The sequence below is a fragment of the Chitinophaga skermanii genome, assembly GCF_003259335.1.
Taxonomy (GTDB): domain Bacteria; phylum Bacteroidota; class Bacteroidia; order Chitinophagales; family Chitinophagaceae; genus Chitinophaga; species Chitinophaga skermanii.
Map to the genome: position 1 here is coordinate 666,722 of NZ_QLLL01000001.1, position 14,521 is coordinate 681,242.

A 14,521-nucleotide genomic window follows, 5' to 3' on the forward strand; every position below is an offset into this window, starting at 1 on the left:
TTTGTAGCGTCTGTAAAGCAAAGAAACTGTAATGCCAGAGCAAAAACCTCCTGTTAGCATATTGGATAAGTACCTGCAAGGAACTTGCAGCGATAGCGAGCGCGAGTTGGTAGATGCTTGGTATGACCAGTTAAACCACGCTTCGCCGGCTAAACAACTCGAGTCGGATGCCACGTATCGCAAGGTGCTACGTACCAAGCTTTGGCAAGAAGTGCAACCTTTCACGCCTACCCTTCATCGCAATACGAACAAATCAAAATGGTATTGGGCCGCCGCCGCCGCTGTTGCTACCCTTGTAATAGCGATACTGGGCGTTCAATACAACAAAAACGCATCCTATACCGCGGAAATTTCCTTTGATACTATCCGCGTTGCGCCGCAACAACTCCAATCACTCGTTTTACCCGATGGCTCGAAAGTATGCATGAATGCAGGTACTGTATTCGTGTATCCCAACAAGTTTCCCGGTAACCAACGTAGCGTAGAGGTACTACAAGGCGAAGCGTTTTTCAAAATCGAAAAAGATAACAAGCGACCTTTTTATGTAAAAGCAGGCGATGTGAATACAGAAGTATTGGGTACCTCCTTCAACTTAAAATGGTACCAATCACTGCAATGCTTTAGTGTAAGCGTGTTAACAGGCAAAGTAAAAGTACAAAACGATCAATACCCAAGCGAAGTGCTAACCGCGGGTACGGAAGCTATCCTGGAAAAAGGGAAAGCATGGAATGTACATCCCATTGCCGACACAGCTGTCGTAAAAGCATGGCAGCAAAAAGAACTCGTATTCCGCCAACAAACATTCGAAAAAATTGCTGCTACACTAACCTTGCAATACGGGGCTAAGATTCATTTCCAATACCCAAAAGTGGCACAATACCGCTTTACTTGCAAGTTCAGCAGTAAACAAACATTACAAGAAATCATCGGGCAATTATGCCTCGTGAATGGTAATGTTTATTCGAAGATGAATGAGAAGGATTTCTTGATCCAATAAAATACTGATCAGTTCAAACGTATTGCCGATAAACTAATTCTACTTATGCCAACTCGCGGATGCAAGATATGGCGCTACATGTTGATGTTCTCTATACTTTGGTGCACATGCACCATACAACTGGCTTTTGCCCAACATGTACCAAATCGCCCTATTTCAATCCGCTTCCAATCCGAAACACTCGATGGAGCGATCTTAGAATTAGAACAAGTATCGGGCGTTGCTTTTGTATTTGATGCCGCGAAGCTGAAGAAATACAAGATTCAACAAAAATCATTTGTACAATCCACTGTCCCGCGCATCCTGGAATTACTCCTTATGCAAGTGCCGTTTACTTTTAAAGCGGAAGGGGAGCATATGATTATTTATGCTAAACCCATTCCCAGCCCCGGTGTTATCACCGGTAGCGTAGTAAACGAACAAGGAGAACCTATTCCCGGTGCTACTATCAGGGCAGGTCGAACCCCTAAAGGAACCGTTTCAGGGGCGGATGGCTCTTTTGCCTTGCCCCTGGACGCGGGTACCTACTCGCTGGAATGCTCATACCTCGCATACGGCTCTCAGCGGATCGAAGAGGTAAAGGTAACGGCAGGGAAAACTAACCATGTAGAGTTTGTACTCAGCGAAATGAGTCAACAACTGGGCCCCGTTGTAGTTACTGCGCTCGGTATAAATAAACTCCAAAAATCATTAGGCTACGCCGTAGCAAGAATTGATCAAAAGGAATTTAATACCATCAGCAACCCTAATATCCTCAACTCCTTATCTGCCAAAGTACCCGGCATGCAAATTCGCAGTATGAGCCCCGATCCAGGTGCTTCTTCGCTGGTTGTTATCCGGGGCGAATCTTCTCTTAATAACAACACGCAACCTCTTTTCGTAATCGACGGTATTCCCATCGAATCAAGAGAAAATGTGAGCGGTAAAGTAGATTATGGTAACAAAATATCCGATCTCAATCCCGATGATATTGCAGAAATAACAGTATTGAAAGGTGCTTCCGCCGCAGCTTTATACGGTTCGCGTGCTGGTAACGGCGTCGTGTTAATTACCACCAAATCGGGCAGCGGCTACCAACAAGGTGTAGGTGTAACATATTCTTCTTCTATCATGCTCGATCGTGCTTGGCAATTCCCGAAATTCCAAAACGTGTATGGTGCCGGTAAAGATCTATACGCTGTTGAAACTTGGGGGGAAGCTGCATGGGGCCCCGCACTGAATGATGGTTCCAAACATACACAATGGAATTCGCCACGCGATGAAAATGGAGAGCTAGTGCCTTTGGATTGGAAGAGTTACCCCAATAGGGTAAAAGACTTCTTCAACACGGGCAAAACATTTTCGAATACAGTCTCCGTTGCAGGTAATAACGATCACGGCCATTTCCGCCTATCACTCTCAGATGTGCGCAATTCAGGTATTATTCCGAATACCGATTTTCGAAAAGATATGATCAATATCGGGGCTGCTTACCGCTTCCATCCCGCTATTCAAGTACAAACCAATATTTCCTATTCCAACAATGCCAGCAACAACCGCTACTCCGGCGATCGACAAGGTGTAATTAATATTCTATATACCACCACCCCGAATGTAGATACACGCAAACTCCGTGATTACTGGAAGCCCGGCAAAACGGGGGTAGAACAATTTAGCCATGTACAAGATATGTACACAGGGCGCCCCATGGTAGATAACCCTTATTTCATTGCATACGAACAAACAAATGCTTACGATCGTCACCGCTTAAACGGGAACGTACAAATCAATATCAACCTATTACCGAGCTTACAATTGATGTTAAGAACCGGTATGGATCAATACGCCGAGCAGCGCGAAAGCCGTAAACCTTTTAGTGCTGTACATTATGTAAATGGCTACTATCGCATCGAAGATCTCTTCTTCCGGGAAATGAACAGCGATGTGCTATTAACCTACGAAAAGCAAGTAAGCACCCATTGGTCGATTAACGCCAACTTAGGTGCCAACCGGATGGACCAAGAACGCAATAGCAACGGCCAAGCCGCCGAAAAGCTCGTGATGCCGGGGATTTATAATATCAAGAATGGCTCACCAGGAAGTATTACGCCTTCACAAGATTTCTATAAAAAACGGGTGAACAGTGTATATGGTACTTTCCAAGCCAACTACAAGTCGCAATGGTTCATCGAACTAACGGGTAGAAACGATTGGTCCAGCACCTTGCCTCCGCGCCACAGCGCGTATTTCTATCCATCTATTTCTACTTCTCTTATCCTTACCGAAGTATTTAATATTCCCAAAACAAGCGCCCTCAGTTTCGCGAAGTTCAGGGCTAACTGGGCACAAGTAGGGAAGGATACCGACCCGTATAATTTGTACAATACCTATGCCTACACAAGCGATTGGGGAAATATTAAACGGGTGGAAATGGAAGCTGTGCTGAAGAATGCAGACCTGAAACCCGAAATCTCCAACAGTATAGAATTCGGCGCCGATGTACGCTTGTTTAAAAATCGTATAGGTATCGACGTCACCTATTATAAATCCAATAACAAGAATCAAATTATCCCTATACCTGTTGCCTCTTCCAGCGGTAATACCATGCGTATGATCAATGCCGGCAACATTCAGAACCAAGGCATCGAATTACAACTTAATGCCACGCCCATCCAGCAAAAGTTACAATGGCAAACTACGGTGAACTTTACGCGGAATTGGGATAAAATTGTAGCACTATCGCCTACCATTCCCAACGGCGAAGTGTATTTATCGGGCGGTGAATGGTCGAAAGTATTAGCCCGCGTAGGAGGAAGGATGGGTGATATGTACGGCGAAATGTGGAAAACAGTGCCGGATGGTCCTTACAAAGGGCAACCTTGGTTAACTGCCAGCGGCGAATACCAAGTAAATGCCGAACAGTATATTCAATACGGTAACTACAATCCCAATTTCACAGTAGGTTTCATTCAAAATCTTACCTATAAAAATGTGCATTTCTCCGCATTAGTCGATTGGCGACAAGGGGGTACTTTCTATTCCTATACCGCCAATAATTTGCAAAGCGATGGTAGGGTAGAGAAGACTTTATTCGGAAGAGATGAAGCGCATGGTGGTTTAGAATGGACAGATCAAAACGGGCTTGTTCGTCACGATGGCATGCTATTATACGGCTATATTCAAAACCCCGATGGCAGCTTTAGGTTAAGCGATAAAGTGATGGGTCCCGAAGCGTATTACGGCAACTACTATTGGGATTACCCATCCCGCAATAGCTACAGTGCCACCTACGTAAAGCTCCGCGAAATAGCCCTCGGTTATACCTTCATGCGCCCTTTCAAGAATATTCAACAGGTGGGCATTACCTTCATGGCCCGTAACCTATTCTCTTATACAGCTGCAGGCGAAGGGTACGACCCCGAAACCTCGAACAAAATTGCTGATACCCGCTACAATGTGGGTATTAATACATGGACTTTACCGGGAACTCGTTCCTACGGTGTGAAACTAGATGTAAACTTTTAGTGTATGTGGAAAAGTGGAAGTATCATCATATTACTGTGCTTACTTGTGGTAACAAGTTGTAAACATGATTTCGAAGAAATCAATACAAACCCGTATGGTTTTAATGATGTAGAACCCAAATTCCTATTATCCACCGCCATCACGAAAACAGCCTACGAACTACAACATGTTTCAGTACTCGATCATCCCGGGGAAGCCGGCCGTTACATTACCATGGTACGTAACGAAACAATGGATAAGTTCCTTTGGGGCCCCCAAGATTGGCGCGAAACGTATGCCCGCCTTACCACTATTCAACATCTCATTTTTGAAGCAGAGAAGTACGAACAACCACAATACCTTCCGCTAGCCAAAATATTGCGCGTTATCAACTTCTCGTACCTTACCGACTTATGGGGCGATGTGCCCTATACAAAAGCCGCATTAGCTTACAAAGGCGTATACACACCCGCATACGACCCACAAGAAACCATTTATCCCGCTTTACTCGACGAACTTAATTCCGCCAATCTTACACTCGCCAGCCCCTTACCGGCAATTGATCCCAATTACGATATGCTTTTCCATGGCGATGTGTTGAAATGGCGCAAATTAGCGAATAGTTTACGCCTACGGTTATTACTACGTTGTAGTAAAAAGTACACGCATGCCACCATCATCCTCAAAACAATGCTGGATGACCCGTATACTTATCCCATTATTACCCAAAACGCCGACAATGCACAGTTACCGTACCTAGGTTCCCGCGCCGAAGACAGTTGGCCTTTCAGTGATCTCGCCAATGGCTACGACGAGTTCGACAAGCGTAAACCCAGCAAAGATTTAGTAGACCGCCTTAAAGCGCTCAACGACCCACGCCTGCCAATAATGGTAGCCAAAGTAAACCGTAAAGAAGGTGCCATTGTAGATACCAGCGATTACGTAGGTGTACCCAACGCCTTACCCGATCCTTCCAAGTACAACGGTGGGAACGACCATATGTCACACTTCTCCGACGCCTTTAACCAGCCATCAGGTAATTTCAATAAAGCCACTTTCATTACCGCAGCCGAAGTGTATTTTATCCTAGCGGAAATTGTACAAATAGGGAAAGTTAAGGTTCCTAACGAAAACGCTGCTAGCTTGTATTACAAAGGCATTGCGGCTTCTATGGACTATTACGGTGCCCAGGAGCCTGAAGATTACTACGAACAACCCAGCGTAAAGTACGACGGCACCTTACGCCAATTGATACATCAAAAATGGATAGCCCAATTATTTGTAGGTATTGAAGGTTGGATGGACCACCGCAGAACGGGTTATCCACAATTTGTACTGGGTCCATTAGCCGTACAGCCCACTATTCCCCTCCGGTTTATGTACCCATTAGAGGAAAGTTTGTATAATTATGAAGAATATAATAAGGCGAAAATCCGCATGGGGGGTGACTTACAGGATACGAAGATGTGGCTGATAAAATAATTTTCTACAACTTATAGTACCAAGGGAGTATTTGTAGCGTCTATTAGGTGGATAATCGAATCTAACTAGTAATGCAATCCTTTGATCCAATGTATTAGAATTACAAAACCCTATTGGATCGACTTGTTGAAAAGATCAACAAGTATGTGTCTCTGATATGAAATGGGCGTAGCTTAAGCTACGCCTTTTCTTTTTTTATCAGTATAATAATTTCCTCAATGCATCCGGTTGCACAATGCGAATACGCGTACCCTGCATCTCGATCAATTTCTCTTGTTTAAAGTCACTTAATGTACGAATAAGAGATTCGGTAGCAGTCCCAACGAAACGGGCAATATCGTCGCGGGAAAGCTCGATTAAGGCGGAAGAGCCTTGCTCTTTGTGAAGCTTGTCGTGGATAGATAACAATCCGCTGGCAACACGCTTGCGAAGCGAGTCGTACGCGAGTTGTAATAACCGATCTTCTTTCTCTTTTACTTCCGAAGCAATTCTTTTAATAAACGTACGGGCTACAGATACATCATTCAACAATTGCTCTAAAAACACTTCCTTGGGAATAAGGGCTATTTCCGTGTTTTCCAATGCTTCGGCATTATCATCGTAAGGCCGGTCTTCGATAAGCGCCACGTAGCCAAAATAATCGCCTTCACCGTATAAGTTGGTAATGTATTCTTTGCCGTCGTCGTTCATACGGTAGGCTTTCACCTTGCCGGATTTAACGTAGTATAAGTATTGTGGATGTTTGCCTTCGCGGTAAACGGGTTGTTTCTTCGATAACACCGTGCTGCTATAGCTATCGGGATCGAGGTTGAGTAAGCCGGAAGATTGCCAGTCTTGTAATAAATGACTAACGCTCTGTTGTTGCGATTGCTTGAATTTCTCTTGTAGCAAGGTTTGCTTTTTCAAGCGGGTTTCTACAGCGGTGAGTAATTCTACATCTTCGAATGGCTTGGTAATATAATCATCGGCACCTAGTTCCATTCCTTTTCTAAAATCGCTTCTATCAGTTTTAGCGGTGAGGAAGATGAACGGGATATGTTCTGTATCGGGTACTTTACGCAATAAATGCAATACGCCGTAGCCATCTAGCTCGGGCATCATAATATCGCAAACAATTAAATCGGGCTTATGCTCTTTCGCTAGTTCTACTGCACGTTTCCCATTTTCGGCTTCGATGGTTTCGTAACCTGCGAGGGAAAGAATTTCTGCAACGTTTTCACGGATGTCGGTATGATCATCTACTACTAAAATAGTGGCCATTATTTTATGCTATGTTGTTAGGAAATGTGATTGTAATGGTAGTGCCTTTACCCAATTCGCTGTCTACTTCAATTGTGCCATCGAGCATGTCTACGTAGCGTTTAACGATATGGAGGCCAAGGCCCGTGCCTTGAATATTAGTAACGTTCTTACCCCGGAAAAAGCTCGTAAATAAATAGGCTTTGTCTTCCGCCGGGATACCCATGCCTCGATCAGCCACGGTACAAATAACTTGGTTTTCATGGCGCGAAATTGTCCAGGTAATGGGTGCTTCTACCGGGGAGAATTTCGACGCATTGGTGAGCAAGTTTACGAAAATATGTTTGAGTAACCGCCTGTCGGCAATGATTTGTAAATGTGGATCAACACTACATTGCAACGTTTGCCCCTGTTTTAATAAGCCCTGTACTTCTTCCGATGTTTCTGCCATAAACCCTTGCAGCGGTATCACTTCTAAAGAAATCTGTACTTTCCCTTCCTCGATTCTTCCTAACGATAAAAAGTCTTCCAACAATTCATTCAAATGCTTCACCGCCTCTCTTATCTTGTTCACATGCTTTTCACGGCGTGGTTGATCATCGGTTTGCGTGTATTTGCCAATTAACGCGGCCGAAGAAAGTATAGCGCTTAACGGGGTTCTAAACTCGTGCGATGCCATCGATACGAAGCGGGATTTGATTTCACTCAATTCCTTTTCTTTCGCCAAGGCTTCTTCCAATTCCGATTGCGAAGTTTCCAATTGCTGCATGGCAGATTGGAGGTTTTTAGTACGCTCATCCACTTTTTGTTCGAGGTCGGTATTCAGTGCTTGCATACTTTGCGTAAGCTCCTCTAATTGCTTCTTTTGCGCTAGTAAATTGTTCTCCGACTCCTTCCTTAATGTAACGTCAATGATGAAGGCTAGTACATAACGCTCCCTCCCTTGGTTAAAATGACTTAAACTCACTTCCACCGCGAACTCCGATCCATCTTTCCGCAAGGCGAACAAGGCCATGCCGGTGCCCATCTTACGATCGGTTGGTTTCTTCGCAAAGTTGCTACGGTGTTGTACGTGCTGCCCCGTAAAACGGCGAGGTATCAACATCTCGATCTTTTGGTTCAACATTTCTTCTGCTGAATACCCAAATAAGCGTTCAGCTTCAGGGTTGGCCAATACAATCTCGCCCTGCTGGTTCGTTAATATAATTCCCTCGTTAGCATGCTTAAACAATGCCGTTAACTGGTTTTCATCTGCTTCTAAGGTTCTATACAAACGCTTCACAAATAACACCAGCATCGTAGTGCCTATTACCAAAATAAGGGAGAAGAAGTGCTCGATGAACACCTCGGCTACATTGGGGTTTTTATGGGGCAAGAAGGCCACCGTTAACACCACCAATGTACATATAATGCCCATCCAGCTGGTAACTGTATCGTCTTTAATAAACAAACTCAACAATATAACGGTAATCAATCCCCCGTCGAAGAAGTTATAATCCGGCCGCCATATTAATAAGTACACGGTAATAATTAATACAAGGCAGGAAATGAATAGTATAGACTTTTGTCCGAATCTAAACATGCAAATGATTTAAAACGGTGCAATGTTGGATGAATGTCAAAATATAGAAACCGCGCATCCGCGCGCCCACGCTGCAATTTACACAATGTTCAGCAGCCACAACTGATCCTGGTCAGTTTTTTGTCTGAGTAGAATCACGCGTCATCATTATGTCACTCATATTCTCAACCCCTTGTTGCTGCTAGTTTTGTGGCATCATCATCAATAAAAAATCCTGTTATGCCTGGTCAACACGATACCGAAGAAAAATTCATCCCGAAAGGAGCGATCGCATTTTTTATGCTGTTAATCACGCTTTGCGTGGTCATCTGGTACGGCATCTATTACATTATGTTAGAACGCGCTTAAACTTTTGATTATGCTTGATAAATACGAAGGCAAAGCCATAGGCATTACCGCCATTATTATTATGGTATTCTTATTCTCCCTGTTATACGTTACCGGGAAACAAAAAACAGATGTAGTGGAATGTGTTCCCTACGACAAAACATACACTACACCCCGCATCAACCAAATCGATAGCACAACTTACCAAGTTTTCGCCGTAGCCAAGATGTGGAATTTCGAACCCAGCCAAATCTACGTACCGGTAGGTGCAGAGGTAGATTTCTTCGTCACATCGGGCGACGTAGTACACGGGTTTAATATCGCCGAAAAGAACGTCAATATGATGGCTGTATACGGCGGTATCAACAAAACCACGGTGAAGTTCACAGAGCCGGGCATTTATAAAATCACCTGCCACGAATATTGCGGCGTAGGTCACCAAAACATGCAGGCAGAAGTGATTGTGAATTATCCAAATAACTATTAACGAAGTAACTCAACGTATATGAAAGTCAGTCGCTCACTCAAGAACGTCATCCTCATAGAACTATTTGTTCCTATTACCTTGCTGATTTTGGGTATCTACCACGGCCTTATGCAAACCGTGTATAGGGCCGGTGTAATCCACCAATCCAGCGCTGTAAAACTAGATTATTACCAAGGTTTAACCTTGCATGGTGTGATCAATGCCGTGGTGCTCACCACCTTTTTTGCCGTGGCATTCGGGCACGCTACCATTACATACTACCTCAAAAAAGAACCGAATAAAAAGGCTACGTGGACGAGTTTAATACTCATGGTTACCGGTACTTTGTTAGCAGCATACGCCATGTTGGCCGGTAAAGCATCCGTGTTATACACTTTCTATCCTCCCCTCAAAGCGCACCCATTGTTCTACATCGGTACAGCCATGTTGATTGTGGGATCTTGGGTGCCTTTATTCGACTGGTTGAATGTATACCGCCAGTGGAAAAGAGAGAACCCCCACACGAAAATTCCTTTAGCAGTACTCGGTACTTTAGTCAATTTTATCATTTGGTTTACGTGTACCCTCGCCGTTGCATACGAAGTACTCGTACTCCTTTTACCTTGGGCACTCGGTTTTAAAGCTACTGTAAATGTTACCCTGGCCAGAACGTTATTCTGGTTCTTCGGTCACGCCCTCGTATACTTCTGGTTATTGCCTGCTTACATTATGTTCTATACCATGTTGCCGAAAATAGCAGGTGGTAAACTGTATTCCGATAATGCCGGTCGTATCGCCCTCTTCCTATTCTTATTACTCTCTGTTCCTGTAGGTGTTCACCACCAGTTCAGTGATCCTAATATTAGCCAGTCTTCTAAATGGGTATCTACCATTCTTACTTTCGGTGTAGCCGTACCAAGCTTTATCACGGCTTTCACACTGGCCGCCTCTTTGGAATACGCCGGTAAGAAAAATGGTGCGAAAGGTTTATTCGGATGGATGGGCAAACTGCCTTACTTAGATCATAACAAGTATATGTTCGGGTACATGATTGCAGGTTTGATTTTATTCATCTTCGGTGGTTTAACCGGTATTGTGAATTCTTCTTATGCTTTGAATAACGTAGTACACAATACTTCTTGGTTGCCGGGTCACTTCCATATGACGGTTGCCGGTCCTGTATTCTTAGCAATGATTGGTATGAGTTTGTACTTGTTATCTGCATTAACCGGCAAGAAAATATTCTTACCAAAGTTGAACGTAGTAGTACCGTACTTATGGATGATTGGTGTATTGATTTTCTCTGCAGGTTTGATGTATGGCGGTTTGATGGGTGAACCACGTAGAACGAACTTAGGTATGACTTACTTAAACCCTAACCACGAACTATACCATCCACAATGGGTACCCTCTACCTTGTTGGCACTCGCAGGCGGTATTATCATGTTTGCGGCAGGTATGTGTTACTTTATCGTATTCTTTGGTACCATCTTCAAAAAGAAAACCCAAGAAGCCGAAGTGTATTTGCCGGATAGTGAATCTTATCACGACGAAAAATACATCCCGTTATTCAACAGCTTTAAGCCTTGGATAATCATGATGGTCATCATAATTATTATCGCGTACGTTCCTACTATACTGGACGTATTGCGATTGGGCGGCCCAGGTGCGCCACCGCACTTGCCAAGCAGCCCAACGCCAGGTTTATAGCTTATTTCGAATAGGCAATTACGTTACAGGATTTTGTTTAGCAATAAATGATGTATATGAGAACAAATTTGATTAAACATAAAACAGCTTGGGTACTAGTGGTAATGATAGTACCCCTGCTGGCCTGGCTAGCTGTAAGGGCTTACGAGAATAAGTTTGAAGCTTTGCCTGTATATAGCAACTTCGCGAATTGGGATGTTAAGAACGATACCACGCAATTACATGGATACGTTTTTCAAACCCAATCCGGCAGCGATTACAGCATACAGCAAACCGGCCACAAAATCATCGTCGCTAATTACTTCTTCGCTCGCTGCCCCATCGTATGCCCGAAGATGATGAAACAGCTGAAAAAAGTACAAGCCGCCTTCCTTACAGATGATAACGTGCAAATGCTCTCTTTCAGCGTCGATCCTAAGCACGATTCCAGCGCAGTACTCGCGCAATTTGCTAACAGGTATCAAATCCAAGAAAGCAAATGGCGCTTACTCACCGGCGATAAACCACAGCTCTACCGCTTAGCCCGCAACGGCTTTAGGGTAACGGCTACAGAAGGCGACGGCGGCGAAAATGATTTTATTCATAGTGAACAATTGATCTTGCTCGACCCGCAAGGTCGTATCCGGGGCTACTATACCGGCACGGAAGAAAAAGCGGTCGAACAGTTAATTCACGACATTAAAAAACTGGAACATGAACTTTAGAAAGCTCATTTTATTGACCATGGTATTGGTGATGGGCGTACAATATACATACGCTGCCGATATCGCAGAAGGTAAAGAAATCTTCCTTGCACGTTGCGCATCATGTCATAACGTAAACAAGAAATTAGTAGGCCCGGCATTAGCTGGTGTAGGTGAACGTAGAAAAACAGCGTGGATCGAGCAATTTATTCATTCTTCTCAAACAGTAATTAAAAGCGGTGATAAGGATGCCCTTGCATTGTACAACGAATACAATCAAATGGCCATGCCCGATCACCAGGATTTAACGGCCGCTCAAATCGCATCTATTCTCGAATACATCAAGTCTGAAACGAAGGCAACAGAAGATAAGCCTCCCTTTGAAAGACCAGGTGAACTACAACCGAATTACAAACCCATTGAAGCCAATAACTGGCCCTTCTTCGTAGGTTTCGGTGGTGTAGTGATCCTATTGATACTAGCCATGGTATTGGCCGTACAAGTGAAATCAGTTGAACGAGAAAAGAAATGGAAATAAAGATTTGCTTTTCGAGAGTTATTAAAAGATTTTATGCTTAAACGTTAGCCATGGAAATGGCAGTAATAACGGTGCTTGTGTCTACTCGCACCTCGTTTTAAAAAAACCTTTTACATCATACAAAAGAATGGAAACAGTTTAACTTTTTTGGCGGGCCTTGTGCATGTTTTTCAAAGTAGCCATTTTATAATTCAGTCGCAATTACCCGCCATTATCTTATTGTATCATTGTTAACATTGTTGATAATACCCCATCTGTGACCATTTATTTGAACGCGAGTATTTACTCGCGTTTTTTATTTATATCCTGCACCTTCACATGGAAACTAGGCGCCTCGTAGTCTGCCGGCCTATGCTCCTCCGGCATATGTATCGTATTGCCATCGCGTACAGCTACCTGCTGTGGTGACATAATTTCAATGCCTTCCTCGTTAAATACATCGATAATATTTTGATGAATGCGCGAATATAATTCGGCCATCTTAGCAGGAAGATGCGTATATGCGTTAAGTTGATATTCAGGATAGTAATCCGATAAAGCTGTTTGCAATACAAAGGGTTCCGGGGTAGATAATATACCTTCTGTACGCTTAGCTGCACGGATCAACATTTCATTTACTTTTCGCCAGGGTACATCATATCCAATCGTAACCGTGGTATGTAAAATCAAGGCTTTATTTTCCTTGGCTGCTGCCGAATAATTGATGGTTTGTCCACTTAATATCAGCGCATTGGGAATGGTGATTTCTTCATTTTTAATGGTACGTATTCTTGTGACCAACATGTTTTTCTCAATCACATCACCACTTACTTCACCAATTTGTATACGTTCTCCCAATTTGAATGGCCGCATATAGGTAATTACAATGCCTGCTATTACATTGGCAATAGCAGAGCTGGACCCCAATGAAATTAATATACCTAAGAATACCGACACGCCTTGGAATACCTTGCTTTGGTAGCCCGGTAAATAAGGGAATATGGCCACAAACATCAGGATATATAACAAGGCTTTAATAATCTTAAAAGTAGGCTGCGCCCAATCGGGATAGAACCCATGAATCTTCAATACCCCTTTTTCAACTTCATTCGCCATGTATTTCACACCATGTACAAGGTACCGCGTAAAGAAGTAAATGATAAGGATGGTAATAAGATTCGGAATGTAATGCACAACCCCGCGAAGTATATCTTTAATAGGGTTCAATACAAACGATAGTAATTTCTCTGCTAATGGCTTTGTCCATGGGAAAATATTGAACAACACAGGCAACGCAAAGTAAATGGCTATAATAATTACCACCCAACGCAAGAACCGCGCAGCTTCACGGGCCAACTTGCCTACTTTTTCGGGTGATAATAACGTGTAACTACCCATACGGAATGCCGGGTAAATGGGTTTCTTTAATACCCGGTACAATACTTTCCTAAATACATAGTTTACACCCCAAATAAACAGCAATAAGCCCAATATGACAGCCGCTGTTTCCGCTAAGAAAATCAATAACTGTTTATACCCTTTGAACTCGTAAATGCTACCGGTTTTATCTTTGATGATGTTGTAGTACGATTCTGCTAACCCAATTCGATCTAAGTCGGTAAAGCGCGCATCTTCTTCCGTAATCGTCATTACGATCTCGCGGCGGTAAGTTATTCTACTGGCAATGGAATCTGATTCAAGCAATAAAGAATCGGCCGAAAAGTCTGGCCGCGCTGTTATGTCGCTTATCCGCATATTAATCAAGTTCGCCCGCTCTTGTATGGTAATTGTAGGTGGGGCGGATTGAATACTGAAGAGTGTATCGTGTTCGAAAATGATAGGTGCCGATAACGTGTTGGATGGAACAACAACACTGCTATCAGTTTGTTGCGCTGGCGCGTTTAGGTGGAAGATGAGGAAAGAGATAAGAATGATCATTCGCATAATACAGGGTTGATTATGCTTATAACAACATTTTTCGAATATGGATTAAAATAAAAAACGCCCCGGGATCTACCGCGGGGCGCTCACTTTT

11 protein-coding genes are annotated in these 14,521 nt (G+C 43.5%); 8 read left to right on the forward strand and 3 right to left on the reverse strand.

Features of this window, described 5'->3' with window-relative positions:
- The first annotated feature begins 31 nt into the window (after positions 1-31).
- From LX64_RS02755 to LX64_RS02765, 3 genes are read left to right on the forward strand one after another with little or no spacing between them, the layout of a single operon-like run.
- Complete coding sequence (locus tag LX64_RS02755; protein WP_111596064.1) at positions 32-997, forward strand: FecR family protein; 966 nt, start codon at positions 32-34, stop codon at positions 995-997.
- Positions 998-1,042: 45 nt separating this feature from the next.
- Entirely contained in the window at positions 1,043-4,501 is a 3,459-nt protein-coding gene (locus tag LX64_RS02760) for a SusC/RagA family TonB-linked outer membrane protein (protein WP_111596065.1), read from the forward strand.
- A 3-nt stretch (positions 4,502-4,504) separates the two neighbouring features.
- Positions 4,505-5,962, forward strand: a complete 1,458-nt coding sequence (locus LX64_RS02765) for a SusD/RagB family nutrient-binding outer membrane lipoprotein (protein WP_111596066.1) — start codon at positions 4,505-4,507, stop codon at positions 5,960-5,962.
- 198 nt (positions 5,963-6,160) lie between these two features.
- Here the strand turns inward: LX64_RS02765 and LX64_RS02770 are convergent, their stop codons facing one another.
- Positions 6,161-7,222, reverse strand: coding sequence for a response regulator (locus LX64_RS02770; RefSeq protein WP_111596067.1), 1,062 nt, complete (start codon positions 7,220-7,222; stop codon positions 6,161-6,163).
- A gap of 4 nt (positions 7,223-7,226) precedes the next feature.
- Positions 7,227-8,783, reverse strand: a complete 1,557-nt coding sequence (locus LX64_RS02775; RefSeq protein ID WP_245952522.1) for a sensor histidine kinase — start codon at positions 8,781-8,783, stop codon at positions 7,227-7,229.
- Between the two features lie 219 nt (positions 8,784-9,002).
- Between LX64_RS02775 and LX64_RS25725 the strand changes: the two genes are divergently transcribed.
- From LX64_RS25725 to LX64_RS02795, 5 genes are read left to right on the forward strand one after another with little or no spacing between them, the layout of a single operon-like run.
- Positions 9,003-9,131, forward strand: coding sequence for a cytochrome c oxidase subunit 2A (locus LX64_RS25725; RefSeq protein ID WP_148707167.1), 129 nt, complete (start codon positions 9,003-9,005; stop codon positions 9,129-9,131).
- Positions 9,132-9,141: 10 nt separating this feature from the next.
- Complete coding sequence (locus LX64_RS02780; RefSeq protein WP_111596068.1) at positions 9,142-9,597, forward strand: cupredoxin domain-containing protein; 456 nt, start codon at positions 9,142-9,144, stop codon at positions 9,595-9,597.
- Between the two features lie 18 nt (positions 9,598-9,615).
- Positions 9,616-11,286: a cbb3-type cytochrome c oxidase subunit I gene (locus tag LX64_RS02785; protein ID WP_111596069.1), complete on the forward strand. Its 1,671-nt coding sequence runs from the start codon at positions 9,616-9,618 to the stop codon at positions 11,284-11,286.
- A 56-nt stretch (positions 11,287-11,342) separates the two neighbouring features.
- Positions 11,343-11,990 carry an SCO family protein gene (locus LX64_RS02790; protein WP_158538510.1) on the forward strand — a complete coding sequence of 216 codons (648 nt, stop codon included), beginning with the start codon at positions 11,343-11,345 and terminating at the stop codon, positions 11,988-11,990.
- Positions 11,980-12,507 (forward strand): cytochrome c, encoded by a 528-nt coding sequence (locus tag LX64_RS02795; RefSeq protein ID WP_111596071.1) that lies wholly within the window; start codon positions 11,980-11,982, stop codon positions 12,505-12,507. The genes LX64_RS02790 and LX64_RS02795 overlap by 11 nt, the downstream gene beginning before the upstream one ends.
- A gap of 282 nt (positions 12,508-12,789) precedes the next feature.
- On the opposite strand, the gene LX64_RS02800 is transcribed toward LX64_RS02795, so the two are convergent.
- Positions 12,790-14,430 (reverse strand): mechanosensitive ion channel family protein, encoded by a 1,641-nt coding sequence (locus tag LX64_RS02800; protein WP_111596072.1) that lies wholly within the window; start codon positions 14,428-14,430, stop codon positions 12,790-12,792.
- Between the last annotated feature and the right edge of the window lie 91 nt (positions 14,431-14,521).